We start from the raw sequence: 24714 nt of genomic DNA, 5'->3' as shown, positions 1-24714 counted from the left end.
GTGCCATGAGCGAGAACCTGGACGAGCCGGTCGACCTGACCGGGCTGACCAAGCGTCAACGGCGCATCCTGGTGTTCCTGAAGGACCACATCGAGTCCCACGGCTACCCGCCGAGCATGCGCGAGGTCGGCGCCGCCTGCGATCTCGCCAGCACGTCGTCGGTCTCGCACCAGCTCCGCATGCTCGAGCGCAAGGGCTTCATCCGCCGCGACCCCAACCGGCCGCGCGCCCTCGAGATCTACCTCCCCGACTCCAAGCCGGCGATGCGCTCGCGTCCTGCCGAGGTCGACGAGACCGACAGCGGCGACGCGGTCCCCCAGCCGGCCTACGTGCCGATGGTCGGGCGCATCGCCGCTGGTGGCCCGATCCTGGCCGAGGAGCGCGTCGAGGAGGTCATGCCGCTGCCTCGCTCGCTCGTCGGCGACGGCACCCTCTTCCTGCTCCAGGTCAAGGGCGACTCGATGGTCGAGGCCGCGATCTGCGACGGCGACTACGTCGTGATCCGCCAGCAGCAGGTCGCCGAGAACGGCGAGATCGTGGCCGCCCTGATCGACGGCGAGGCCACCGTGAAGACCCTCAGCCGCAAGAACGGCGAGGTGTGGCTGCTGCCGCAGAACGCCGCCTACGACCCGATCGACGGCACCGACGCCCAGATCATCGGCAAGGTCACCGCGGTCCTGCGCCGGGTCTGAGCCGAGCGCGTCAGTCGGCCGGCTCGACCGGACGCGAAGCCCACGCGCTGGCGACCATGTCGTCGAGCGTGTGGGTCAGCTTCCAGTCGAGGTCGCGCGCCGCGAGTGCGCCCGAGGCCACGATGCGGGCCGGGTCGCCGGGACGACGTCCCATCACCTCGGGCTCGAACGCGATGCCCGTGGCGTCGGAGACCGACTGCATGATCTGGCGCACGGAGACTCCCTCGCCGTTGCCCAGGTTGTAGACCCGCTCGAGCTCGTTCCCGGCCAGCAGGCGCCGCACCGCGGTGACGTGCGCCTCCGCGAGGTCGGCCACGTGCACGTAGTCGCGCACGCAGGTCCCGTCGGGCGTCGGGTAGTCGTCGCCGAAGATCCGCGGCCGGTGTCCTTGGGTGAGGGCCCGGATCACCAGCGGGAAGAGGTTGTGCGGGCTCGAGTCGTACAGGTCGGGCTCGCCCGATCCCACCACGTTGAAGTATCGCAGCGACGTGTGGCGCAGGCCCGTGGCGTGGGCCTGGTCGCGGATCATCCACTCTCCCACCAGCTTCGACTCGCCGTAGGGCGACTCCGGGTTGGTGGCGGTGTCCTCGGTGACCGTCTCGACGTCGGGGGTCCCGTAGACCGCCGCGGTGCTGGAGAAGACGATCGCGCCGATGTCGAGCCGCTCCATGGCGCGCAGCAGGCTCAGCGTGCCGCCGGCGTTCTGGCGCCACGTGTGGGCCGGTCGCTCGACCGAGACCCCGGCGTACTTGAACGCGGCCAGGTGGATGACGGCCTCGATGTCGTGCTCGGCGAGCTGATCGACCAACTGCTTCGCGTGCAGGACGTTGAGGTCGATGAACGGGACCTCCGGGCGCACGAACTCGCGGTGGCCGCTGGAGAGGTCGTCGACGACGACCGACTCCAGGCCGGCTCGCTCGAGGGCCCGGACGACGTGAGCACCGATGTAACCGGCTCCGCCGGTGACCAGGATCGCCATATTGGCAGCCTAGGGCGCCCGACTACTGGCGGAACTTCAGGGTGCCCACGGACTTGTTCTTGCCCCGCGTCACCTTGACCGTCTTCGGACCGGAGAATCCGCGCGAGATGCCGCGCCACGAGTCGGCGTTGACGACGATGCGGTAGCGACCCGACGCCAGGCCGGTGACCTTGAACTTGCCGCCGCCGTCGGTCATCGCGGTGCGGTAGACCTTCTTGCCGTCGGTGGACGTCAGGCGGATCATCAGCTCGGTGCGCGGCTTGACCTTGTTCGCCGTGACGCGACCGCTGACCGAGCCGCCCTTGTAGTTCTTCAGGCCGACGCGCATCGACGAGCCCTTGACGTACACGCGCTTGTACGTGCCGGAGGTCCAGGCCCGGCAGTGCTGGCGGTACATCTTGTAGTTCTTGGCCTTCCACTTCTCGAACCCGCGGTCGAGTCCGTTGAAGTAGCCGTCGTTGTTCTTGTAGCGGCTCTTGTACCAGGCGTGGCAGCCGGTGCGGCGGCCCATCTCGAACCAGTAGTAGCCCTCGCCCAGGCTCACCTGGCGGCCGCTGCCGGCACGGACCACGTCGGACGCGAGGATCGCGCGGCCCGTCGCGTACTCGCGGATCGTCAGGTAGCGGTCGACCTTGGCCGAGCTGGACCGGCCCTGGTAGCCGCCGGTGACGACCGAGACCTTGGTGCGGTGCCCGCCGACGTTCTGCACGCGGCCGGAGAGCCCGCCGTTGGGCAGCGGGAGCATGCGACCCGTGGAGCGGGCCTCGGCACGCTGGTTGACCATCGTGTGGCACGAGCCCCACCCGCGGTCGCTCGCGCCGAACCACAGGCCACCAGCGGGCTTCACGGCGTAGATGCGGTTGCCGGAGGTGGGCAGGAACCCGACCTCGTAGCGGCCGCTGGAGTTGGTGCGGGTGCGTCCGTAGACGTTGGCGCAGGACATGAAGTCCAGGTCGCGCAGCACGCGCGAGGACCTGGACCAGTACGGAGGACGGCCCACGACGGTGACCTCGGAGCCGGCGACCGGCTTCGAGCCGTTGACGACCTGGCCGCGGATCGACGCGTAGCGCGCATTGGCGACGTAGCGGTACTTGCCGCCACGGGTCACGCGGATCGTGGTGCCCGCGCTCATGTCACGCGCACCGCCGATGAAGGCGCCCGCGCCGTTGCCCCGGAACCACCACGAGCGGCGCTCGCCGCCGGAGGTGCCGATGATGTGCAGCTTGTAGCTGGCGGACGGGGAGTTGTTCGCCCCCATGCGGACGCGGAAGCCGAACCGGCCACCGTTGCGCTCGACGTCGTTGGCCGTGGAGATCAGCACGTTGCGGTTGCGCGAGCCCAGGCGCCACAGCTCGACCTTGACGCCGCTGGCGGCTGCGCCGCCCGTGCGGGCGACGGTGCCGGAGATGGTGCCGTACGTGACCTTGGCCTGCATCGTGATCGGCCGAGCGGCCGCGCCGCTCATGCGCACGACCGCCTTCGGCTTCGCGCGCCACGTCGTGTTCCGGAAGGTGACGTAGCGCGACGACCTGGCCTTGACCTTGAAGCTGCGCTTCTGGGAGGAGACACCGTCGACCCAGATGTGTCCCTTGCACGTCTTCTTCTTGGTGCAGCGCGCCCAGACCGAGCCGTATCCGGCGTCGGTCATGGCCACGAGGGAGGTCTTGGTCGACAGCGTGCCCGCGGCCTGCGCGGGTGCGACGGCGACGAAGAGAGATCCGACGAGCGCCAGGCATGCAGCGGCGAGCGAGGGAAGACGGAACGGCATGGGATCCCCGAGCTGGTTGAGCGATGAGTCCGGGCCACGGTATCAAACCGAGGCCTGATTCCCCGCCTTCGCCGTTTCGTCGAGGCGGCGCAGGGCCGCGGTGACCACCGTGCGGTCGGTCGTTCGCCACAGCGGCGGCAGCGAGGACGCCAGGAATCCGCCGTACCGCGCGGTGACCAGACGTGGATCCAGGATCGCGACCACGCCGCGGTCGGTGGAGCGCCTGATCAGGCGACCGACGCCCTGGGCCAGCAGCAGGGCGGCGTGCTGCGCGGCCACCTGCATGAAGCCGTTGCCGCCGCGACGCTCGACGAGGCGCTGGCGCGCGCTGCTGAGCGGGTCGTCGGGGCGCGGGAACGGGATCCGGTCGATGATGACCAAGGTGCAGGTGTCTCCCGGGAGGTCTACGCCCTGCCACAGGCTCAGCGTGCCGAACAGGCAGGCGCTGGGCTCCTCGGCGAAGCGGCGGGCCAGCTCGGGCAGCTGGGCGTCGCCCTGACAGAGGATGTCCAGATCGGGCAGGGACTGGCGGACGTACTCGGCCGCCCGCTCGGCGGCCCGCCGCGACGAGAACAGCCCGAGAGTGCGGCCGCCGGCCGCCTTCACCAGGGCGGTGATCTCGCCGAGCTGCTCGGCCTCGAGGCCGTCGCGCCCGGGCGCCGGGAGGTGGCGCGCGACGTAGAGGATGCCCTGGCGCTGGTAGTCGAACGGGGAGCCGACGTCGAGCCCGGTCCAGTCGGAGCCCTTCAGGTCCAGTCCGAGGGAGGCGGCGACGGGACCGAACGAGCCACCGAGGGTGAGGGTCGCGCTGGTGAGCACGACGGTCTTCTCGCCGAACAGCTTCTCGCGCAGCGCGCCCGAGACGTCGATCGGCGCGATGCGCAGGTGCAGGCCGGTGCGGCCCTCCCCCAGCCACAGCACCTCGGTCTCGCGCCCGGCGGCCATCCGCTCGGCCACGCCCCGGACGTCGTCGATCGAGGTGCGCGCCTGCTGGCGACCCGGGTCGGCCTCCTCGCCCTTCTCCTTGGTGAAGTTCGAGAAGCACGCGCGCGCACTGTCTCGGACCAGCGCGAGCGCGCCGGCCAGCGCGGGCTCGATCGCGTCGATCCGGCCGGGCTGGACGTGCGTGAGCGCGTCGGCGAGAGCGTCGGCGGCGTCGCCGAGGTCGTCGGCGGTGCCCGCGTCGTCGAGGTAGGAGCGGGCGCGGCGGGCGGCCCGCTCGATGAGGCCGGGATCGAGCTCGTCGGTGGACGCCTGGGTGACCCGGGCGGCGAGCTCGTGCGCCTCGTCGACCACCACGGCGTCGAACTCCGGCAGCATCGGGATGCCCTCGATCGCGTCGATCGCGAGCATGGCGTGGTTCGTGACCACGACGTGGGCGTTGGCGGCGTCCTCGCGGGCCCGCTCGGCGAAGCACTCGGCGGCGTACTCGCAGCGCGAGGCGCCGAGGCACTCGCGCGAGGAGACGCTGACCTGGCGCCAGGCGCGCTCGCCGTGGGTCGGCGCACCGTCGCGGTCGCCCGCGTGGCCGCCCTGCGCCTGGTCCTCGGCCCATTCGCGCAGCTGCACGACCTCGGCGCCCAGCGAGCCCTCGGGGACCTCGACCAGGACGCCCTGGTCGTCGGGAGCGCCCTGGCGGACGCGGTGCAGGCACGCGTAGTTGGCGCGGCCCTTGAGCACGGCGTGGTGCGGCACCGTGGACATCGTGCCGCGCGCCGCCTCCTTGAGGGCGGGGATGTCGCGCTCGACCAGCTGGTGCTGCAGGTTGAGCGTGGCCGTCGCGATCACGACGCGCTTGTCGTGCAGCAGCGCCGGCACGAGGTAGCCCAGCGACTTGCCGGTGCCGGTGCCGGCCTGGACCAGCAGGTGGCGCTCCTCGGACAGGGCCTTCGCGACCGCCTCGGCCATCGCGACCTGCCCGGGTCGCTCGGATCCGCCCACCGCCGCGACGGCGGCACCGAGAACGTCGGTCACACCGGGGCGGGAGGGCATGGCAGAACGCTACCCGGCGACCGGAGCCGCAGGCTCACCGATCCACAGGTGACCGGTCAGTGGGCCCGGGCGAACTGCTCGAGCTCCGCGGCGAGCTCGGGATGGACGCGGGCGACGACGTGCGTGCCGTCGGCGACGTGCTCGAGCTGCTCGATCTCGGCGTGCAGGTGCAGCTGGTTCACGAGGTCGCCGCGCGAGTACGGCACCACCGCGTCGACCAGCACCTCGGGCACCGGCAGGTCGGCCTCGATCGCGTTCAGCAGCTCGTCGATGCCCTCCCCCGTGCGGGCGCTCACGACGACCGCGTGCGGCTCACGGGCCAGCAGCGCCTTCAGCACCAGGGGGTCGGCCTGGTCGGCCTTGTTGATGACGATGACCTCCGGGACCCGGACGGCCTCGATCTGGGCGAACACCTCGCGGACCGCGGCGATCTGACCCTCGGGGTCGGGGTGCGACCCGTCGACCACGTGCAGGACGAGGTCGGCGTCCGCCACCTCCTCGAGGGTGGAGCGGAACGCCTCCACGAGCTGGTGCGGCAGGTGCCGGACGAACCCCACGGTGTCCGAGAGCGTGTAGACGCGTCCGTCCGACGTCTCGGCGCGACGCGTGGTGGGGTCGAGGGTGGCGAACAGCGCGTCCTCGACCAGCACGCCCGCGCCGGTCAGCCGGTTGAGCAGGCTCGACTTGCCGGCGTTCGTGTACCCGGCGATCGCGACCGAGGGGATCTTGTTGCGGCGGCGCTCGGCCTTCTTGGTCTCGCGGGTGCCGCGCAACTCCTTGAGCTCGCGGCGCAGCTTGGCCATCTTGGCCTGGATGCGGCGGCGATCGGTCTCGAGCTTCGTCTCACCGGGACCACGACCACCGATGCCCTCGCCGCCCGCGGCCTGGCCACCGGCCTGCCGGGACAGGTTGCCGCCCCAGCCGCGCAGGCGCTGGGTCTGGTACTGCAGCTGCGCCAGCTCGACCTGGGCCTTGCCCTCGGCGCTCTTGGCGTGCTGGGCGAAGATGTCGAGGATCAGGGCCACGCGGTCGACGACCTTGACCTTGACGCGGTCCTCCAGGTTGCGCAGCTGGCTCGGCGCCAGCTCACCGTCGCAGATCACGGTGTCGGCACCGGTGGCGCGCACCGCCTCGCGCAGCTCCTCCACCTTGCCGCTGCCGATGTAGGTGGCGGGGTCGGGCTTCTGGCGCCGCTGGATCAGGGCGTCGAGCACGTCGGAGCCGGCCGTCTCGGCCAGCGCCTTCAGCTCGGTCAGGGAGTTCTCGGCGTCCTCGACGGTGCCCTCGGTCCACACGCCGACGAGCACCACCCGCTCGAGCCGCAGCTGGCGGTACTCGACCTCGCTGATGTCCTCGAGCTCGGTGGACAGCCCGGCGACGCGGCGCAGCGACGAGCGGTCCTGAAGGTCCATCTCCCCCTGCTGGAGGTCGGGACGGTTCTCGTCGCTCATCCGCGCCACTCCATCGTTCCGCCGGCCACGATGACGGCCGGCCCTCGCAGGACGGTGCGCTCCGGCTCGACGGTCACGTGCAGGGTTCCGCCGGGCACGTCGACCCGGTACTCGGTGGGATCGTGTGCTCCGTCGGCACGCGCCGTGGCGATCGCCGCGGCGCACGCGCCGGTGCCGCAGGAGCGGGTCTCGCCCGAGCCGCGCTCGTGAACGCGCATCGCCACGTGGTGGGTGCCGCGCCGCTCGACGAACTCGATGTTCACGCCCTCGGGGTAGACCGACTCGGAGAACGCGGGCTGCTCCAGGAGGGTGCCGGCATCGTGCACGCGGTCGACGAACGCGACGGCGTGCGGGTTGCCGGTGTGCACCTCGAGCGCCTCCCAGGTCTGGCCGGCGGCGGAGACCTTGGAGTGGGTTCCGGTGGTGAAGGCGCCCATGTCGACCGCGATCTCGTCGCCGACGACGGAGAGGAACTTGAGTCCGTCGCGCGTGTCGATCGGGAACTCGGGCCCCTCGACCAGGCCCTGCTCGAGCAGGTGGCGTGCGAACACGCGGATGCCGTTGCCACACATCTGGCTCAGCGAGCCGTCGGCGTTGCGGTAGTCCATGAACCACTCGGCGGGCGAGTTGTGGCCCAGCGCGGTGCACCGCACGACGCGCATGACGCCGTCGGCGCCGATGCCGCGGCGCCGGTCGCACAGGGCGGCCACGAACGCCGGGTCGAGGTCACCGTGCAGGGTGCCGTCGTGGTCGGGCAGCAGCACGAAGTCGTTCTCGGTGCCGTGCCCCTTGAACCACGTGAATTCCATGTCCCCAGCCTACGGGTGTTCGACGAGCGCCACCGCACGCCCGAGCAGGTCGGGGTCGTCGAAGGGCAGCCAGTGGATCCGCGGATCCTTGCGCATCATCCGGTCCTGGCGCCGCGCGAATCGCCGCGTGCCGGACTTCGTCTCGGCGCGGGCCTCGTCCTCGGTCATCTCACCGGCCAGCATCGCCAGCACCTGCTGGTAGCCGAGCGCCCGCGAGGCCGTGGGCGAGCCGGCGAGGCCGGGCAGTCCCGTGACCTCCTCGACGAGGTCGTCGGCCCACATCGCGTCGACCCGGGCGTCGATGCGCGCGTCGAGCACGTCGCGCGGCACGTCGAGGCCGATCATCACGACCTCCGGGTAGATCGACACCGGGGCGGGCATCGTGGCGACGAACGGCCTGCCCGTCAGCTCGCCCACCTCCAGGGCGCGCACGATCCGGCGTCCGTTCGTCGGCAGGATCGCCGCGGCGGCCTCGGGGTCACGGGCGAGCAGCTCCGTGTGGAGCGCCTCGGGGCCGAAAGCGTCGAGGCGCTCGGTCCAGCGGCGGCGCACCTCCGGGTCGGTGCCCGGGAAGTCCAACGGGTCGAGCACGGCGCGCACGTACAGCGACGAGCCACCCACGAGGATCGGCACGGCGTCCCGGCCACGGACCTGCTCGATCACGGCTCGCGCCTCGCGCTGGAATGCCGCGACGCTCGCCTCCTGGGACGGGTCGAGGACGTCCAGAAGGTGGTGCGGGACGCCGTCACGCTCCTCCTCGGTGGCCTTGGCGCTGCCCACGTCCATGCCGCGGTACAGCTGCACGGAGTCGGCGTTGACGATCTCGCCGCCCACGGCGCGAGCCAGACCGACCGAGAGCCGCGTCTTGCCCGAGGCGGTAGGGCCCACGACGGCGACGACGGGGCGGCTCGGTCTCATGGTCCCAGTCTTTCAGGCGGGGTCCGCCGAGCCGAAGTACCGTGACGTCCGGGACCGATGCACGGTCCCGTCACGGACGAGAGGGCCATCCATGGGCTTCCTGGACAAGTTCAAGGGCAAGGACGTCGAGCAGCTAGTCGATCGGGCCAAGGAGGAGGCGGCGCAGCACGACGAGGACATCGACGCCGCGATCGACAAGGTCGCGGACCTCGCCGACAAGGCCACCGACGGCAAGTTCACCGAGAAGATCGACGACGCCGCCGCCAAGCTCAAGGAGGCCGCGGACCGGCTCGAGGACGACCCGAAGGCCTGAGGAAGCGCTGGCAGTGACGTTCCGGGGGTCGCCTACGGCGCGTCGGCCCCGGAAACGTCACGCTCAGGGCTCTCGCGGTACCGGCGGCCGGCCCACACGAAGTAGGCCAGGGCCAGGCAGAACACCACGATCGAGGTCCAGATGTTCAGCCGGAACGGCCCGATGTGGTTCACCGTGTCGATCCGCAGGGACTCGATCCAGCCGCGCCCGAGGGTGTAGAGCATGACGTAGAGCGCGAAGACCCGTCCGTGCGTCAGCGCGAAGCGCTTGCCCAGCCACACGAGCAGCGCCGCGGCCGCCAGGTTCCACAGTGCCTCGTAGAGGAACGTCGGGTGGAACGTGGCGAACTGCTCGAAGCCGTCGGGACGGTGCCGCTCGGAGATCTCCAGGGCCCACGGCACCGTGGTGGGACGGCCGAAGAGCTCCTGGTTGAAGTAGTTGCCGAGTCGTCCGATCGCCTGCGCGACGAGAAGTCCGGGCGCCAGGGCGTCGGCCATCTTCAGGAAGTCGATGTCGTACCGTCGGCACGCGATCCACGCGCCCAGGCCGCCGAACGCGATGGCGCCCCAGATGCCCAGGCCGCCCTCCCAGATCTTCAGCGCGTCGATCGGGTCGCGACCGTCGCCGAAGTAGAGCTGGGGGTCGGTGAGGACGTGGTAGATCCGTCCGCCGATGATGCCGAACGGCACGGCCCAGATCGCCACGTCGCCGATCGCGCCGGGACGGCCTCCGGCAGCCACGTAGCGCCGCTCGGCGATCCAGATGGCGGCGAAGACGCCGGCGATGATGCACAGCGCGTAGGCCCGCAGGGGCAGCGGCCCGAGGTGCCAGACGGCCTGCTCGGGCGAGGGGATGTAGGCGGCGATGGTCATGTCAGTCCCGCTCGACGCCGGTGCGCAGGTCGGTCACGAGGTCGCGGATCGCCGCGAGCCCGGAGGCCTCGTCGGGCTGGTCGAGCAGGCAGCGCACGAGCGCCGAACCCACGATCACCGCGTCGGCGAACGCGGCGATCTCGTGGGCCTGGGCGCCGTTGCTGACGCCGAGCCCCACGCCGACGGGCTTGTCGGTGACCTTGCGCAGCCGGCCGACCAGCTCGGGCGCGAGGCTGCTGGTCTGCTCGCGCTGTCCCGTGACGCCCATGACCGCGGTGGCGTAGATGAAGCCGCTGGCGGCCTCGGCCGTCATCGCCAGTCGCTCGTCGGACGACGACGGCGACACGAGGTAGACGCGGTCCAGGCCCTGCTCGCGGGAGGCGCGCTCCCAGTCGATGGCCTCGTCGGGAATGAGGTCGGGCGTGATGATTCCGGCTCCCCCGGCGGCGGCGAGGTCGGCGGCGAACCGGTCGACGCCGCGGCGCTCGACCGGGTTCCAGTAGGTCATGACCACGGTGGGAGCGCCGGCGGCCGAGGCCTCCACGACGCGGAACACGTCGTCGACCCGGGTGCCGTTGACCAGCGCGGCCTCCGCGGCGGCCTGGATCGTGGGACCGTCCATCACCGGATCGCTGTAGGGCAGGCCCACCTCGACCAGGTCCACGCCGGCCTCGATCATGGCGCCGATGGCCGCGATGGAGCCGTCCACCGTGGGGAACCCGGCGGGCAGGTAGCCCACGAGGGCCGCGCGGTTCTCGGCGCGCGTGCGCTCGAACAGCTCGTCAATCACCGTCATCGCGCCACCGCCTCTGGAAGAGCAGGATAGGTCGGCGGCGCGATGTGTGCGCCGGATTCGTTCACTCGCTCGCGCTCGCTCATCGGTCGGTCTCCGCCCGGTCGTTCTCGTCCAGCAGGCCGAAGTACTTCGCGGCGGTGTGCACGTCCTTGTCGCCGCGGCCCGAGAGGTTGACCAGGATCGTGGCGTCGGGGCCCATCTCCTTCGCGAGCTCCACCGCACCGGCCAGCGCGTGCGCCGACTCGATCGCGGGGATGATCCCCTCGGTCTTGCACAGCAGGTCGAACGCGGACATCGCCTGCGCGTCGGTGGCGGGCCGGTACTGGGCCCTGCCGATGTCGGCCAGGTGCGCGTGCTCGGGTCCCACGCCCGGGTAGTCGAGACCGGCGCTGATCGAGTGGGACTCGATCGTCTGGCCGTCCTCGTCCTGCAGCAGGAACGAGCGGGCGCCGTGGAGCACGCCGACCTCGCCGGCGGTGATCGTGGCGGCGTGGCGACCGGTCTCGAAGCCGTCGCCGCCGGCCTCGATGCCGATGAGCCGGACGCTCTCGTCAGGCACGAACGCCGTGAACAGCCCGATCGCGTTCGATCCGCCACCCACGCACGCGACGGCCGCGTCGGGCAGCCTGCCGGTGAGCTCGAGGACCTGGGCCCGTGCCTCGTCGCCGATGCCCCGCGTCAGCTCGCGCACCATCGTCGGGAACGGGTGCGGCCCCGCGGCGGTGCCGAAGAGGTAGTGCGTCGTGTCGACCGTGGTGACCCAGTCGCGCAGGGCCTCGTTGATCGCGTCCTTGAGGGTGGCGCTCCCGGTGGTGACCGGGATGACCTCGGCGCCCAGCATCTGCATGCGGGCGACGTTCAGGGCCTGGCGCTCGGTGTCGACCTGGCCCATGTAGACGGTGCAGTCCAGGTCGAGGTAGGCGCACGCCGTGGCCGAGGCGACTCCGTGCTGGCCGGCTCCCGTCTCGGCGATGCAGCGCGGCTTGCCGATGCGCTTGGCCAGCAGGGCCTGCCCGATCACGTTGCGGATCTTGTGGGCGCCGGTGTGGTTGAGGTCCTCGCGCTTGAGCAGGATGCGCGCTCCCACGGCCCGCGAGAACCGGTGCGCCTCGTACAGCGGGCTCGGCACGTTGGCGTACTCGCGCAGCATGCGGTCGAGCTCGGCGCGGAACACGGGGTCGGCCTGGGCGGCCTCCCACTCGCGGGTGATCTCGTCGAGCGGGGCGATCAGGGCCTCGGGCATGAACCGGCCGCCGAAGCGACCGAAGTGGCCGGGACCGTCGGGAAGTGCCGATCGCGACGGCGATCGGCCGGAGGTGTCAGTCATGGTCGTCCTGGGTGAGGGGTCGGCAGGGAGCTGGTGGGTTCAGCTCGGCTGCCATCGATGCTGCAGCGCCGGATGGGAGCCGGCCGCGACCAGGTCCGCCACGGTGGCGCGAGGGTCGTCGCCCTTGACGAGGGTCTCGCCGACGAGCACGACGTTGGCGCCGAAGCGCGCGTACTCGATCACGTCGTGCGGCCCGCGGACGCCGGACTCGGCGACCTTCACCACCGAGTCGGGGATGTGGGGGGCGAGCCGCTCGAACGTCTGGCGGTCGACCTCGAGCGTCTTGAGGTTGCGAGCGTTCACGCCGATGAGGTCGGCGTCGGCGTCGAGGGCGCGGCGCACCTCGGCCTCGTCGTGGACCTCGATCAGCGGGGTCAGGCCGATCGACCGAGCGCGGTCGATCAGCGACTCCAGCGCGTTCTGGTCGAGAGCGGCCACGATCAGCAGCGCCATGTCGGCACCGGCGGCCCGGGCCTCCCACAGCTGGTACGACGTGGTGATGAAGTCCTTGCGCAGCACCGGCACGTCGACCTGGCCGCGCACGGCACGCAGGTCGTCGAGGGTGCCGTTGAAGCGACGCTGCTCGGTGAGCACGCTGATCGCGGCGGCGCCGCCGGCCGCGTAGTCCGCGGCGAGCTGGGCGGGGTTCTTGATGTCGGCGAGCGCGCCCAGGCTGGGGCTCGACCGCTTCACCTCGGCGATCACCGAGACGCCTTCGGCCCGGAACGCCGGCATGGGGTCCAGTGCGGGGGGCTGCTTGTCGGCCTGACGCTTGAGGTCGTCCAGGGACACCCGGCTCTGTCGCTCGGCCAGGTCCTCGGCCACCCCCGCGAGGATGTCGTCGAGTACGGTCATCGCACTCTCCCTTCCCCTGTCGGGACTCGGCTCCGAACTGACCTCCAGCGTATCCCCGCGCCGTGGTCAAGCGGCACGCACCCTCCGTTTCGAGACAGCATCACTGGCAGGATCGATGATCCGCACGGTGTACGGAGCGCCCGATCCTCCCTATGCTCGCCCGTATGTCGACCAACGAGCCGCCCACCGGACCCGACCCGGAGACCCCGGACGGTCCCGTCCCGCCCCCGCCGCCGCCCCCGCCCTCCTACGGCGGCACCTCCTACCCGCCGCCCCCGCCCGGTGACGCGTCCGGCGGCGGCTACCCGCCTCCCCCCGGAGGCCCGTCCGGCTACGGCGCCGGCGGGTACCCGCCTCCCCCGCCCGGCGGCTCGGGGTTCATCGAGCCCTTCAGCCCGACCGACGCGATCGGCTACGGCTGGCGCAAGTTCTCCGCCAACGCGGGTCAGTGGATCATCGCCGGACTGGCGATCTTCGCCGTCTCGGTGATCTTCGGCCTCTTCAGCTTCCTCGTGCAGCCGGACATCGACGCGAACGAGACCAACCCGTTCGCCGGGTTCAACTTCGCGAGCATCGTGGTGAACCTGCTCTCGACGCTGGCCACCTACGTGATCTCCGCGTTCATCTACCGCGGCGCGCTCGACGAGACCGAGGGCCGGCCGTTCTCGCTCGCCGACACGTTCTCGCGGGTGCCGGTCGGGCCGGTCATCCTGACGTCGCTGCTGGTGTCGATCGGCATCACGATCGGCCTCGTCCTGTGCGTCCTGCCGGGCATCATCTTCGCGTTCCTGTCGTACTTCGCGCTGCTGTTCGTCGTGGACGAGAACCAGTCCCCCGTCGACGCGATCACGTCGAGCGTGAAGCTGGTGTCGGCCAACCTCGGCCAGGCCCTGCTGCTGGCGCTGCTGAGCTTCGTGATCGTGCTGATCGGCGCGTGCCTGTGCGGCCTCGGCCTGCTGGTCGCCTACCCCGTGGTGACGATCGCCACGGCGTACGCCTACAAGAAGTTCCGCGACCAGCCGGTCGCCGCCTGACACGGCAGGACACGGCGCGGCCGGGCGAGCAGCCCGGCCGCGCCGTCCTATGCTCGGCGGGTGACGAGCTATCCCCCGCCGCCCGGCCAGCCTCCCTACGGCCAGGGGTATCCCTCGGCGCCGGACAACAACCAGGCCGTGTGGGCCCTGGTCATCGCGATCGTGAGCGTGTTCCTCTCCTGCTGCTGCGGGGTGTTCTCGATCGCCGGCGGCATCGCGGCCATGATCCTGGCCAAGGGTGAGCGCGACCGCGCGCGGCAGTGGGGCGGCCCGTACGCCGACACCTCGATGGCCACCGCCGCCTACTGGGTGGGCGTCGCCGCGATCGTGATCGGCGCGCTCTCGCTCGTCGTCGGCGCCCTCAGCGTCGTGCTGGACCTGGCACTGACGCCGTGACGGGGCGCGGCAGCAGCAGGCTGCCCACCGCCGCAGCCACGGCGAGCGCTCCGGCCAGCAGCCACGCCGACGTGTAGTCACCCGAGGACGCGCGCAGGGCGCCACTGGCCGCGGCCGCGACGCCGGCGCCGATCATGTGCGCCGCGAACACCCAGCCGAACACGATGCCGCCCCGCTCGGGACCGAACGCGGTCCGGCACAGCACCACCGTCGGCGGGACCGTGGCGACCCAGTCCAGGCCGAACAGCGCCACGACCACCAGCATCGGCGGCTCCACCGTCGGGCCGAGCAGCGCCGGCACCGCCAGCAGCGCGACGCCGCGCAGCGCGTAGTAGACCGACAGCAGGAGGCGCGGGTCGTAGCGGTCGGTCAGCCAGCCGGAGCCGATCGTGCCGACGATGTCGAAGATGCCCACCACGGCCAGCAGCCCGGCCGCGGTCGTGGCCTGCATGCCGTGGTCGTGGGCGGCGGGCACGAAGTGGCTGCTGATGATCCCGTTCGTGGTCCAGCCGCACACGAAGAAGGTGCCCGCGAGCAGGAGGAACGAGCGCGTCCGGAGAACCTCGCGCAGCACCGTGACCGCGTGGACGACGGCGGCGCCCGCGGTCTGCGGCACGACGGCGGCCGCCTCGTCGTCGATCCCGCCGTACGGCTCGAGGCCCACGTCGGAGGGGCGGTCGCGCAGCACCACCGCGACGACGGGCACCAGGGCCGCGCAGCAGCCCGCGATCGCCAGCGACGCGGCGCGCCACCCGAACTCGTCGACGATCGCGGCCAGCAGCGGCAGGAACACGAGCTGCCCGGTGGCCCACGCGGCGCCCAGGATGCCCAGCACGAGGCCCCGCCGAGCGACGAACCAGCGATTGACGACGATCGCGCCGAACACGAGCGCGACCGAGCCGGTGGCGACGCCGATCACGAGGCCCCACAGCACCGAGAGCTGCCAGGGCGCGGTCATCACGGTGGAGGCGAGGCAGCCCAGGGCGATCAGCAGGAGGGCGGCGACGGCGGTGCGGCGGACGCCGATCCGCTCGAGGAGGGCCGCGGCGAACGGCGCCGCGACACCGTAGACGATGAGGTTGAGCGAGACGGCGATCGACGTCTCCGTGCGGCTCCAGCCGAGGTCCTCCTCGATGGGCACCAGCATCACGCCGAGGCTGGACCGGAACGCGGCCGACGCCAGGAGCACGAGGAACGTGACCCCCGCGACGAGCCACGCCCGGTGCACCCGCCGCCGAGGTCGGCCTCCAGCCATCGACGCAGCCGCGCCGGCCGGCGTCCCCATGTCCGTCACGGTGTCTCTTCTCGTCAGGGGGCCAGCCAGGCGCCCCACGGCGTCAGCCGCGCGATGCCGAAGACGGCGGCCACCACGCCCAGGGCGGTCACGGTGCGCGCCGACCAGGTGAGGTAGCGCGCGGGCAGCCCGCGCGCCCGCCGGCCGAGCCACACGAGCCACGCCACCACGCCCAGGGCGACCAGGGCGACCGCAAGCAGGTTGCTGGAGACGGCGGCCGCGAAGTCGCCGCGCGTCAGCAGGTTCACCGCGCGCAGTCCCCCGCAGCCGGGACAGGGCTGCCCGGTCAGGACGAGGAACGGGCAGAAGCCGTAGGCGCCCTCGACGTGGGGGTCACGGAAGTGCAGCAGGGCGAACGCCGCGAGGCCGGCGCCGCCGGCGATCAGCGGGGCGCGCAGCAGACGACCGCGCGAGGCGGTCGTCGGGATGACCTGATCGGTCAGTGATCCTTCACCCGGCTGGTGCCGTACCCGGCGACGGACATGACCTTGCCGAGCGGGAGCGCACCCACCGCCAGCACGACGCCGATCGTGAAGAGGACCCAGTTCGGCTCGGGGATCAGGGCGATCCCGCCGATCAGGAAGCCGGCGAGGCTGACGAGGACGGCGGTCCAGGCGGCCGGCGACGATCCGTGCGACATGGGTGGTGCTCCTAGTGGTGCTCGGGGTGGTTCGGACGACAGCCTACTCGGTGGTCAGGCGGTGGGATCGACGCCGTCGTCCATCGCCTTCCACAGGTCGCTCGCGTCGGGCTCCCGGGCGGCCGGGGTCTCGTACTTGCGGCCCATCGTGGCCCAGCGCGGACCGAGCCAGGCGACGGCGCCACCGACCACGACCACCAGCGCGAAGCCGGCGATCGCGAAGGCCGGAGCGGCGGTGGAGCTCCAGTCCACCGTGGCACCGGCGACGGCGGCCTCGTCGATCGCGCGCTGCTGCGCCGTCTGCAGCGCGTCCCCGGTGCGGCTCGAGATCACCACGCCGACGACGCCGGCCACCGCGACGAGGGCGCCGATCACCCGACGCAGCCGGGGCCCGCCCGCGAGCACGCCGAGGGCGGCGGCCATCACCAGCAGGGCGAGCCCGGCCGCACCCGGGACGACGTCCGCGCCCGACACGGCGAGGTCGGTCTCGGGGATTCCCGCCGCGCGCGCGGTGGCCTCGGACCAGGTCGCGCGGACGGCCAGCAGCGTGCCCCCGCCGAGCGCCAGCAGCACGAGGACGGCGGGCCCGAGGAGGTTGCGGTTCACGTCAGGAGGTCCTGGTCGAAGCACGTGGTGGCGCCGGTGTGGCACGCGGCGCCGACCTGGTCGACGACGACGAGCAGCGTGTCGCCGTCGCAGTCGAGGCGGACCTCGCGCACGTGCTGGGTGTGACCCGACGTCTCGCCCTTGACCCAGTACTCGCCACGGCTGCGGCTCCAGAAGGTGGAGCGCCCGGTGGTGAGGGTGCGGTGCAGCGCCTCGTCGTCCATCCAGCCGACCATCAGCACGGCGCGCGACGTCGCGTCCTGCACCACCGCCGGGACCAGGCCGGCCTCGTCGCGCTTCAAGCGGGCGGCGATCGCCGCATCCAGGGAGCTCACGTCCCCCAGTGTCTCAGGCGCGGCCCCGCGCCCCGCATCAGGCGAGGGTCGCCTGCGCGACCCAGGAGGCGTGCAGGCGAGCGTAGACGCCCTCGGCCTTGACGAGATCGCGGTGGTGACCGTCCTCGACGAGACGGCCCTGGTCGAACACGAGCACGCGGTCGGCGTTTTCCGCGGTGGACAGCCGGTGGGCGATCGTCACGCTGGTGCGGCCCTGCAGCAGACGGTCGAGTGCCCGGGTGGCGCGCAGCTCGGTCTGCGGATCGACGGCACTGGTGGCCTCGTCCAGCACGAGGAACGCGGGGTCGGCCAGCGCCGAGCGGACGAGCGCGACCAGCTGCCGCTCCCCCGCCGACAACGACTCGCCACGCTGGCCCACCCGCGTGTCGAGCCCGCGCGGCAGGGCCGCGAACCAGTCGGCGAGGCCGAGCCGCTCGACGGCGTCGACGAGGTCGGCGTCCGTGGCGGTGCGCGATCCGTAGCGCAGGTTCTCGCCCAGCGTCGCGTCGAACAGGAAGCCCTCCTGCGGCACCATCAGCACGTGACGGCGCAGGTCGTCGAACGGGACCTGCGCGATGTCGACGCCGCCGAGGACCACACGGCCCTCGGCCGGGTCCATCAGGCGGGTGAGGAGCTTGGCGAACGTGGTCTTGCCCGACCCGGTCTCGCCCACGACGGCGACCCGCTGACGGGCCTGGATCGTGACGTCGACGTCGGCCAGCACGGTGGGGCCCTCGGGGTAGGAGAACGAGACGTGCTCGAAGCGCGCCTCGAGGTCGCCCTCGGGGAGGCGCTGCCCGTCCGGGCCCGGGTCGACCACGTCGGCCGGGGTGTCGAGCAGGTCCAGGACCCGGCGCCACGAGGAGATCGCGTTCTGTGCCTCGGAGATCACCTGGGTGGCCATCTGCGCCGGGCCGGTGAAGAGCCCGACGAGGAACACGAACGCCACGATCGTGCCGACGGAGAGCTCGCCGAGCACACCCAGCCAGACGCCCACGGCGAGCACCGCGGCGTTGGCGATGCCGCCCACGAGGATCGCGGCGGAGAACGCGCCGGCGGTGATCGTCTGGGCGCGGATGTTGTTGCGGTAGTTCGCGCTGACGGCGACGTCGACGCGGTGCTGCGTGCGGTCCTCGATGCCGTAGGACCGCACGACGGCCGCGCCCACGACGGGCTCGGCGATGACGGCGAGCATCTCGCCGACGCTGGCGCGCACGCGGTCGTAGGCCCGCGACATCGCGCCGGCCAGCCAGCGCAGGCTCAGCGCAAGGGGCACGAAGCTGATCAGGACCACCAGCGTGAGCTGCCACGACAGGAACGCCATGACCACCGTCGCCACCAGCATCTGGCCGATGCTGATGATCATCATGATCCCGGTGAACTGCAGGAACTGGCTGATCTGGTCGACGTCCGAGGTGACGCGCGAGACGAGCGACCCGCGGCGCTGCGTGTTCTGCGTGAGCATCGACAGGTCGTGGACGTGCCGGAACGCCGCGACGCGCAGGTTCGCCAGCCCTCGCTCGCTCGCGGTGAAGATCCGCACCTTCGACCAGTAGCCCGCAGCGGCGATCACGATCATGAGCAGCGCGGCGATGCCCACGTAGCGGGCGATCAGCGCGGTGTCGACGTCGCCCGAGGCGAAGCCGTCGTCGAGCGCGGCCCGCACGACGATGGGCACGAGGGAGCCGCCCGCGGTGCTGAGGAGCGCGAGCACGAGCGTCAGCCAGATGCCCTCGGTGATCTCGGGGTTGCGGCGCATGCCGCGGACGAGGACGGAGATGCCGCCCTCGCGGGGCGCGGAGTCACTCATGGTCGACCTCCTCACGGGCCTGGTCGTACGCGTCGACGAGGTTGCGGTAGGCGGCCGAGCGCTCGCGCAGCTCGGCATCGGTGCCGCGGTCGGCGACACGGCCGCCGGCGAGGAACACGACCTCGTCGGCCAGCGCGATCGTCGCCTTGCGGTACGCCACCACGACAGTGGTGGGCGAGCCGTCGCGGTCGGCCAGGGCACGCAGGATGCGCTGCTCGACCTCGGGGTCGAGGGCGCTGGTGGCGTCGTCCATCACGAGCACGCGCGGGTCGCGCACCAGGGCCCGGGCCAGAGCGAGACGCTGGCGCTGGCCGCCCGAGAGCGACGTGCCGCGCTCCCCCAGCTCGGTGTCGAGGCCGTTCGGCAGGGCCGACACGAACCGGTCGGCCTGCACGATGCGCAGCACCTCCCAGACCCGCTCGTCGGGGACGTCGAGGTCGAGCACCACGTTGGCGCGGACCGTGTCGTCGAACAGGAACGTGGACTGCGGCACGAGGGCCACCGCACGGGTGAGCGCTCGCTGCGAGAGCCGACGGGCGTCGGTGCCGCCGATCAGCACCGCGCCGTCGTCGGGATCGACGAGGCGGGTGACCAGGGAGGTCAGCGTGCTCTTGCCGCTGCCGGTGGCGCCCACGACCGCCGTGACGGTGCCGGCGGGCACGGTGAACGCGATGTCGTTGAGCACCGCCGTGTCGGGCTCGTCGGGGTGGCTGTAGTCGAGGTCTGTCACGGTGAGGTCGACAGGTCCGGCGCCCGGCACATGGGCGTCGCCGTAGTCCATGGCGTCGTCCTCGTCGATGACGCGCGACACCCGGTCCCAGCCGACGACGGCGCGCGGCAGCTCGCCCAGCACCCACCCGAACGAGCGGATCTGCATGCCGATCACGGTGAACAGGTAGGCCACCTGGACCACGTCGCCCGCGTCGGCGCCGCCGCCCTGCACGCGCCACGCGCCGAGCAGGAGCACGGCCAGGACGGCGAGGTTCGGCAGCGCCTCGATGACGGGGTCGAAGATCGCGCGGATCCGACCGATCGCGATGGCGGCGTCGCGCAACCGCTCGCTGGCGGCGCGGAAGCGTGCCGTCTCGTCGGCCTCCCGGCCCAGCGACTTGACGACGAGGGCGCCGTCGAACGACTCGTGGGCGACGGTGGAGACGTCACCGCGCAGGCTCTGGGCGAGCGCGATCCGGGGCCCCTGCCAGCGCTGGTAGACGGCGTTGGCCAGGAAGAGCAGCGGGATGACGACGAGCCCGACCACCGTCAGCACCGGATCGGCCAGCACCATCGTGGCGATCGCGGCGACCAGCATGGCAATCGTGCCGAGCGCCATCGGCAGCGGCATGAAGACCGACCAGGTCGCCTCGACGTCGGCGTTGGCGTTGCTGAGCAGCTGACCCGCGGGGTGCCGGTGGTGCCAGCGCAGCGGCAGCTGCAGGTAGCGGCGCGTGACGCGCAGTCGGTCGTCGCGCACGAGCCGGAAGAACACCACGCCGCCCAGCAGGCGGCGCCCCACCACGCCCACGGTGCGCAGCACCGCGGCCAGCACGAACAGGCCCACGCCGGCCCACAGGGTGGACCAGGTGACGGCACCGGCGGCGACCGAGGGGGCGATGACGTGATCGGTGGCCCAGCCGAGCACCCACGCGTCGGCGACGGTCATCACGCCGAACAGCAGGGAGGCGAGCGCGGCCCACGTGAACATCACCTTCTGGCGGGCGATGCCCCGGCCCATGACCCCGAAGCCGCGCCGGGTCAGCCGGTCGGTGCCACCGCCGCTGAGGGTGTCGAGCGCCGGGGCGCTCACCGGACCACGTGTCCGGCGCCTCGCAGCGTCTCCTTCACCGCGGGGATCGTCAGCGTGCCGAAGTGGAAGACGCTGGCGGCCAGCACGGCGTCGGCGCCCGCGTCGACCGCGGGGGCGAAGTGCTCGAGGCGCCCGGCGCCTCCGCTGGCGATGAGGGGAACGTCGGTGGCGCCGCGGGCGGCGCGGATCATCTCGAGGTCGAAGCCGGCCTGCGTGCCGTCGGCGTCCATCGAGTTGAGCAGGATCTCGCCCGCGCCGAGCTCACTGGCGCGGCGCACCCACTCGATGGCGTCGATGCCGGCCGACCGGCGGCCACCGTGGGTGGTCACCTCGAACCCGCTGGGCTGATCGTCTGCACGTCGAGCGTCAACGCTCAGGACGAGCACCTGATTCCCGAAGCGGTGGGCGATCTCGCCGATGACGTCGGGTCGGGCGATCGCGGCGGTGTTGATGCCGACCTTGTCGGCGCCGGCGCGCAGCAGCCGGTCGACGTCCTCGACGGCGCGCACTCCCCCACCGACGGTGAGCGGGATGAACACCTGCTCGGCGGTCTGGCCGACGATGTCGTAGGTCGTGGAGCGATCGCCGCTGGACGCGGTGATGTCGAGGAAGGTCAGCTCGTCGGCGCCCTGGGCGTCGTAGACGCGCGCCATCTCGACCGGGTCGCCCGCATCGCGCAGGTCGACGAAGTTCACTCCCTTGACGACGCGACCGCCGTCCACGTCCAAACAGGGGATCACACGGACGGCTAGGCTCACGGCCATGAGCGTAGTGCGTGGGTCCGACGTTCCTACGAGCCGCCTCTGGCTCCTGGCGGCGGTCACCGCACTGGCTCTCGGCGCCTGCTCGGAGTCCCCCGACGAGACCCCGGACCCGGCGACCTCCGCGACCTCGGCGGCCCCGAGCCCCACGACGGAGCCGCCCACCTCGGAGCCGCCCGCCGCCCTGCCGTCGATCGAGGACCTGACCGTCGCCCCGGGTGTCGTCGGCCCGGCACGCACCGGCATGTCGCGCGACGAGGCGCTCGCCACCGGCCTGTTCGACGCCGACGTCGAGGTCCCCGGCGAGGAGTGCGGCCGCAGCGAGCCGCTCGGGTGGAAGTCCGACTACGCCTCCTCGCTCGACGTGCTGACGAAGGAGGACGGCACCGTCGTCTCCTTCGGCGTGCGCGGCGAGCAGCCCCGCACCGCCGCCGGCCTGGGCGTCGGCAGCACCCTGAAGGACGTGACCGGCGTCTACGAGACCGCCGAGATGATCGAGGCCGGCTACGGACAGACGGGCGTGTTCGTCACCGAGGGCGATGCCTGGCTGGGCTTCCTGTTCACGGAGGACCCCGAGTCGATCGAGCCCACCAGCGAGGTGCTGATGGTCGAGGTCACCACGGGCACGCGTCCCGACCTCATGCGCGACGGCTGCTGAGCGTCAGCTCTCGTCGTCCTCTTCGTCCTCGCGCCGGCTCAGCCGGCGCTCGATCCTTCGCTCGTGGTGCTCGATGCGCTGCCCCCGGTTGACCACGTGCATGAGCCAACCGACGCCGACGCCGAGGATCGGGAAGATCGGCCAGAAGAAGAGCAGCTCGCCGCTCGCGATGCTGGTGGCTCCCCAGATCCCGCTCGTCATGACCCCGATCGCCACGACCCCGTTGCGGGCGTCACGCGTCTCCCGCCGGTAGCGCCGCAGCGCCTCCTCGTGCACGGACAGGGCCGCGGGAGTGGGCGCCTCGAGGTCCTGCAGCAGGGGCACGAACTCCCCCAGCAGCGTGGCCGCCAGGGCGCTGTGGGACCTGCGGTCGAACTCGATCCGGTCGAGCCGGCCGTCGGCGTAGGCCTCCCGCAGGGCCTCGACCGCCGTCTCGCGGTCCTGGTCGCCCGCGCGGATGCCGGCCACCTCCGCACGACGCGGATCGGCACTGAAGCCCTCCCACCGCACGAGGCCGGTCACGACTACTCCGCGACCGCGGCCAGCGCGTCGGGCAGCGTGAAGGCCCCGGCGTAGAGCGCCTTGCCGACGATCGCGCCCTCGACGCCGATGCCGGTCAGCGTGGCGATCGCGCGCAGGTCGTCGAGGCTCGAGACACCGCCCGAGGCGACGACCGGCTTGTCGGTCTGCTCGCACACCTGACGCAGGAGGTCGAGGTTCGGACCCGTGAGCGTGCCGTCCTTCGTGACGTCGGTGACCACGTAGCGCGCGCAGCCGTCGGCGTCCAGGCGGGCCAGGACCTCGAACAGGTCGCCACCCTCCTTCGTCCAGCCCCGGGCGGCCAGAGTGCGGCCGCGGACGTCGAGGCCCACCGCGACCCGGTCGCCATACCGGGCGATCGCCGAGCGGCACCAGTCGGGATCCTCGATGGCGGCCGTGCCGAGGTTGACCCGACGGCAGCCGGTGGCCATCGCGGCGTCGAGCGACTCGTCGTCTCGGATGCCGCCCGAGAGCTCCACCTTCACGTCCAGGCGGCCCACGACCTCGGCCAGCAGGTCGCGGTTGCTGCCCTTGCCGAAGGCGGCGTCGAGGTCGACCAGGTGGATCCACTCCGCACCGTCGGCCTGCCACTGCAGGGCGGCGTCGAGCGGGGAGCCATAGGACGTCTCGCTGCCGAGCTCGCCCTGGACCAGGCGCACGGCCTGGCCCTCGGCGACGTCGACGGCGGGGAGGAGTTCGAGAGTCACCCCGCGATCGTATCGACCGCCCTCCGTAGAGTGGGCGGGCCATGAACGACAGCCACCCCGAGCACGCCCCGGTCGACGCCGAGGACCCCACCGAGCCGTCCGCCGTCACGCTGCCCCACACGCCCGCCGAGGACGTGCTGGGCGTGCTCACCGGCACGTGGCTGGCCTCGCTGGGCCTGCACCTGCTGTACGAGGCGCACGCCGTCACCGGCGGCACCGCCGGCCTGTCGCTGCTGATCACCTACGCCGTGGCCCTGCCGCTCCCGGCCGTGCTGCTCCTGGCGAACGTGCCGTTCTTCGCCCTCGCGCTGTGGAAGAAGGGCTGGCGGTTCACGGTGAGGTCCGTGATCGCCGTCGCGCTGATGTCGCTGTTCACCGCGGTGCACGCCGAGATGATCCCCTCCCCCGACCTCGCCCCCGTCTACGGGATCGCCACGGGCAACCTGCTGGCGGGCGTGGGCATCCTCATCCTGTTCCGGCACGGCTCGAGCCTCGGCGGCTTCAGCGTGCTGGCGCTCATCGCGCAGGAGCAGGCCGGCCTGCGCGCCGGGTACGTGCAGATGGCCCTTGACCTCCTCGTGGTCCTGGCCGCCCTGCTGGTGGTGCCGTGGGACAACGTGCTGCTGTCCGCGCTCGGCGCGGTGATCCTCAACGTGGTGCTGGCGTTCAACCACCGGCCGGAGCGCTACCGCGCCTGACCGCGGCTAGAGGGTCGCGATCCAGTTCTCGAGCAGGCGGCGGCCGGCGTCGCCGGACTTCTCCGGGTGGAACTGCGTGGCCCACAGCGGGCCGTGCTCGACGGCGGAGACGAAGCGGTCGCCCCCGTACTGCGTCCACGTGACGCCCGGCGCCCGGAAGGCCGTGCCCTCGGCGTCGAGCAGCCACTCGCGCACGCCGTAGGAGTGCACGAAGTAGAAGCGCTCCGACTCGATCCCGGCGAACATCACCGTGTCGGCGGGCGGCTCCACCGTGTCCCAGCCCATGTGCGGCACGATCGGCGCCTGGATCTTCTCCACCGTGCCGGGCCACTCGCCGCACCCGGTGCTGCGCACGCCGTGCTCGATGCCCTCGGCGAAGAGGATCTGCATGCCCACGCAGATGCCCAGGACGGGACGGCCGGCGATGAGGCGTCGCTCGATGATCCGCTCGCCGTCGACCGCCCGCAGGCCCTTCATGCAGGCGTCGAACGCGCCGACGCCGGGCACCAGCAGGCCGTCGGCCTGCTCGGCGACCTCGCGGTCGGCGGTCAGGACGACGTCGACGCCCCGCGACTCCCCCGCGCGCTCGACGGCGCGCACGGCGGAGCGGAGGTTGCCCGAGCCGTAGTCGAGGACGGCGACGGTGGTCATGCCGGCGC

At 72.1% G+C, this 24714-nt stretch carries 27 protein-coding genes; 6 read left to right on the top strand and 21 right to left on the bottom strand.

The window, feature by feature from the left end:
• The first annotated feature begins 5 nt into the window (after nt 1–5).
• Nucleotides 6–692, top strand: a complete 687-nt coding sequence (gene lexA, locus B5D60_RS14290) for a transcriptional repressor LexA (protein ID WP_078700778.1) — start codon at nt 6–8, stop codon at nt 690–692.
• A 10-nt stretch (nt 693–702) separates the two neighbouring features.
• Here the strand turns inward: lexA and galE are convergent, their stop codons facing one another.
• From galE to miaA, 6 genes are read right to left on the bottom strand one after another with little or no spacing between them, the layout of a single operon-like run.
• The gene (gene galE, locus B5D60_RS14285; RefSeq protein ID WP_078700777.1) at nt 703–1671 is read right to left on the bottom strand and encodes a UDP-glucose 4-epimerase GalE; all 969 of its coding nucleotides are present in this window, start codon (nt 1669–1671) and stop codon (nt 703–705) included.
• Nucleotides 1672–1693: 22 nt separating this feature from the next.
• Complete coding sequence (locus B5D60_RS14280) at nt 1694–3439, bottom strand: carboxypeptidase-like regulatory domain-containing protein (RefSeq protein WP_078700776.1); 1746 nt, start codon at nt 3437–3439, stop codon at nt 1694–1696.
• A gap of 42 nt (nt 3440–3481) precedes the next feature.
• Nucleotides 3482–5431 (bottom strand): ATP-dependent DNA helicase, encoded by a 1950-nt coding sequence (locus tag B5D60_RS14275; protein ID WP_078700775.1) that lies wholly within the window; start codon nt 5429–5431, stop codon nt 3482–3484.
• A 56-nt stretch (nt 5432–5487) separates the two neighbouring features.
• Complete coding sequence (gene hflX, locus B5D60_RS14270) at nt 5488–6882, bottom strand: GTPase HflX (RefSeq protein ID WP_078701462.1); 1395 nt, start codon at nt 6880–6882, stop codon at nt 5488–5490.
• Nucleotides 6879–7691: a diaminopimelate epimerase gene (dapF, locus tag B5D60_RS14265; RefSeq protein ID WP_078700774.1), complete on the bottom strand. Its 813-nt coding sequence runs from the start codon at nt 7689–7691 to the stop codon at nt 6879–6881. Before dapF ends, hflX begins: the two co-directional genes overlap by 4 nt.
• Nucleotides 7692–7700: 9 nt before the next feature.
• Nucleotides 7701–8609 (bottom strand): tRNA (adenosine(37)-N6)-dimethylallyltransferase MiaA, encoded by a 909-nt coding sequence (gene miaA, locus B5D60_RS14260; RefSeq protein ID WP_078700773.1) that lies wholly within the window; start codon nt 8607–8609, stop codon nt 7701–7703.
• Nucleotides 8610–8700: 91 nt separating this feature from the next.
• Between miaA and B5D60_RS14255 the strand changes: the two genes are divergently transcribed.
• A complete protein-coding gene (locus B5D60_RS14255; RefSeq protein ID WP_078700772.1) occupies nt 8701–8922 on the top strand; it encodes an antitoxin in 222 nt (73 codons plus the stop codon).
• A gap of 32 nt (nt 8923–8954) precedes the next feature.
• Here the strand turns inward: B5D60_RS14255 and lgt are convergent, their stop codons facing one another.
• From lgt to trpC, 4 genes are all read right to left on the bottom strand, one after another.
• Nucleotides 8955–9794, bottom strand: a complete 840-nt coding sequence (gene lgt, locus B5D60_RS14250) for a prolipoprotein diacylglyceryl transferase (protein ID WP_078700771.1) — start codon at nt 9792–9794, stop codon at nt 8955–8957.
• Nucleotide 9795: 1 nt separating this feature from the next.
• Nucleotides 9796–10590: a tryptophan synthase subunit alpha gene (gene trpA, locus B5D60_RS14245; protein WP_078700770.1), complete on the bottom strand. Its 795-nt coding sequence runs from the start codon at nt 10588–10590 to the stop codon at nt 9796–9798.
• A gap of 79 nt (nt 10591–10669) precedes the next feature.
• Nucleotides 10670–11917 (bottom strand): tryptophan synthase subunit beta, encoded by a 1248-nt coding sequence (gene trpB / locus B5D60_RS14240; RefSeq protein WP_078700769.1) that lies wholly within the window; start codon nt 11915–11917, stop codon nt 10670–10672.
• A 39-nt stretch (nt 11918–11956) separates the two neighbouring features.
• Nucleotides 11957–12772 carry an indole-3-glycerol phosphate synthase TrpC gene (gene trpC / locus B5D60_RS14235; protein ID WP_078700768.1) on the bottom strand — a complete coding sequence of 272 codons (816 nt, stop codon included), beginning with the start codon at nt 12770–12772 and terminating at the stop codon, nt 11957–11959.
• Between the two features lie 164 nt (nt 12773–12936).
• On the opposite strand from trpC, the gene B5D60_RS14230 reads away from it, so the two are divergent.
• Together B5D60_RS14230 and B5D60_RS14225 are read left to right on the top strand one after the other, a co-directional pair.
• Nucleotides 12937–13806: a DUF2189 domain-containing protein gene (locus B5D60_RS14230; RefSeq protein WP_078700767.1), complete on the top strand. Its 870-nt coding sequence runs from the start codon at nt 12937–12939 to the stop codon at nt 13804–13806.
• Nucleotides 13807–13866: 60 nt separating this feature from the next.
• On the top strand, nt 13867–14202 hold the full coding sequence (locus tag B5D60_RS14225) for a hypothetical protein (RefSeq protein ID WP_078700766.1): 336 nt from the start codon (nt 13867–13869) through the stop codon (nt 14200–14202).
• On the opposite strand, the gene B5D60_RS14220 is transcribed toward B5D60_RS14225, so the two are convergent.
• From B5D60_RS14220 to hisF, 8 genes are all read right to left on the bottom strand, one after another.
• Nucleotides 14168–15457 carry an MFS transporter gene (locus B5D60_RS14220; RefSeq protein WP_231948856.1) on the bottom strand — a complete coding sequence of 430 codons (1290 nt, stop codon included), beginning with the start codon at nt 15455–15457 and terminating at the stop codon, nt 14168–14170. The two genes, B5D60_RS14225 and B5D60_RS14220, sit on opposite strands and share 35 nt — an antisense overlap.
• A gap of 53 nt (nt 15458–15510) precedes the next feature.
• Nucleotides 15511–15843: a DUF2752 domain-containing protein gene (locus tag B5D60_RS17120; RefSeq protein ID WP_269456881.1), complete on the bottom strand. Its 333-nt coding sequence runs from the start codon at nt 15841–15843 to the stop codon at nt 15511–15513.
• A 92-nt stretch (nt 15844–15935) separates the two neighbouring features.
• The gene (locus B5D60_RS14210) at nt 15936–16136 is read right to left on the bottom strand and encodes an HGxxPAAW family protein (protein WP_078700763.1); all 201 of its coding nucleotides are present in this window, start codon (nt 16134–16136) and stop codon (nt 15936–15938) included.
• Nucleotides 16137–16190: 54 nt separating this feature from the next.
• Nucleotides 16191–16742 carry a Trp biosynthesis-associated membrane protein gene (locus B5D60_RS14205; protein WP_172806373.1) on the bottom strand — a complete coding sequence of 184 codons (552 nt, stop codon included), beginning with the start codon at nt 16740–16742 and terminating at the stop codon, nt 16191–16193.
• Nucleotides 16739–17077, bottom strand: coding sequence for a phosphoribosyl-AMP cyclohydrolase (gene hisI, locus B5D60_RS14200; RefSeq protein ID WP_197684329.1), 339 nt, complete (start codon nt 17075–17077; stop codon nt 16739–16741). Before hisI ends, B5D60_RS14205 begins: the two co-directional genes overlap by 4 nt.
• A gap of 37 nt (nt 17078–17114) precedes the next feature.
• Entirely contained in the window at nt 17115–18887 is a 1773-nt protein-coding gene (locus B5D60_RS14195) for an ABC transporter ATP-binding protein (protein WP_153303041.1), read from the bottom strand.
• Nucleotides 18880–20691 (bottom strand): ABC transporter ATP-binding protein, encoded by a 1812-nt coding sequence (locus tag B5D60_RS14190; RefSeq protein WP_153303040.1) that lies wholly within the window; start codon nt 20689–20691, stop codon nt 18880–18882. The genes B5D60_RS14195 and B5D60_RS14190 overlap by 8 nt, the downstream gene beginning before the upstream one ends.
• Nucleotides 20688–21449: an imidazole glycerol phosphate synthase subunit HisF gene (hisF, locus tag B5D60_RS14185; RefSeq protein WP_078701458.1), complete on the bottom strand. Its 762-nt coding sequence runs from the start codon at nt 21447–21449 to the stop codon at nt 20688–20690. The genes B5D60_RS14190 and hisF overlap by 4 nt, the downstream gene beginning before the upstream one ends.
• Before the next feature lie 4 nt (nt 21450–21453).
• On the opposite strand from hisF, the gene B5D60_RS14180 reads away from it, so the two are divergent.
• A complete protein-coding gene (locus B5D60_RS14180; RefSeq protein WP_153303039.1) occupies nt 21454–22110 on the top strand; it encodes a hypothetical protein in 657 nt (218 codons plus the stop codon).
• Between the two features lie 3 nt (nt 22111–22113).
• On the opposite strand, the gene B5D60_RS14175 is transcribed toward B5D60_RS14180, so the two are convergent.
• Together B5D60_RS14175 and priA are read right to left on the bottom strand one after the other, a co-directional pair.
• Entirely contained in the window at nt 22114–22632 is a 519-nt protein-coding gene (locus B5D60_RS14175) for a DUF1707 SHOCT-like domain-containing protein (protein ID WP_078700760.1), read from the bottom strand.
• 2 nt (nt 22633–22634) lie between these two features.
• Nucleotides 22635–23357: a bifunctional 1-(5-phosphoribosyl)-5-((5-phosphoribosylamino)methylideneamino)imidazole-4-carboxamide isomerase/phosphoribosylanthranilate isomerase PriA gene (gene priA, locus B5D60_RS14170; protein WP_078700759.1), complete on the bottom strand. Its 723-nt coding sequence runs from the start codon at nt 23355–23357 to the stop codon at nt 22635–22637.
• Between the two features lie 41 nt (nt 23358–23398).
• Here priA and B5D60_RS14165 point away from each other — a divergent pair, with 41 nt between their 5' ends.
• Nucleotides 23399–24055 (top strand): YitT family protein, encoded by a 657-nt coding sequence (locus tag B5D60_RS14165; RefSeq protein ID WP_078700758.1) that lies wholly within the window; start codon nt 23399–23401, stop codon nt 24053–24055.
• A 6-nt stretch (nt 24056–24061) separates the two neighbouring features.
• On the opposite strand, the gene hisH is transcribed toward B5D60_RS14165, so the two are convergent.
• On the bottom strand, nt 24062–24706 hold the full coding sequence (gene hisH, locus B5D60_RS14160) for an imidazole glycerol phosphate synthase subunit HisH (RefSeq protein WP_078700757.1): 645 nt from the start codon (nt 24704–24706) through the stop codon (nt 24062–24064).
• Nucleotides 24707–24714: the final 8 nt, after the last annotated feature.

This window comes from Aeromicrobium choanae (genome assembly GCF_900167475.1).
GTDB classification, from domain to species: domain Bacteria; phylum Actinomycetota; class Actinomycetes; order Propionibacteriales; family Nocardioidaceae; genus Aeromicrobium; species Aeromicrobium choanae.
The sequence above is the reverse complement of the archived record's forward strand: the minus strand, read 5'-3'. Positions and strand labels throughout refer to the sequence as shown.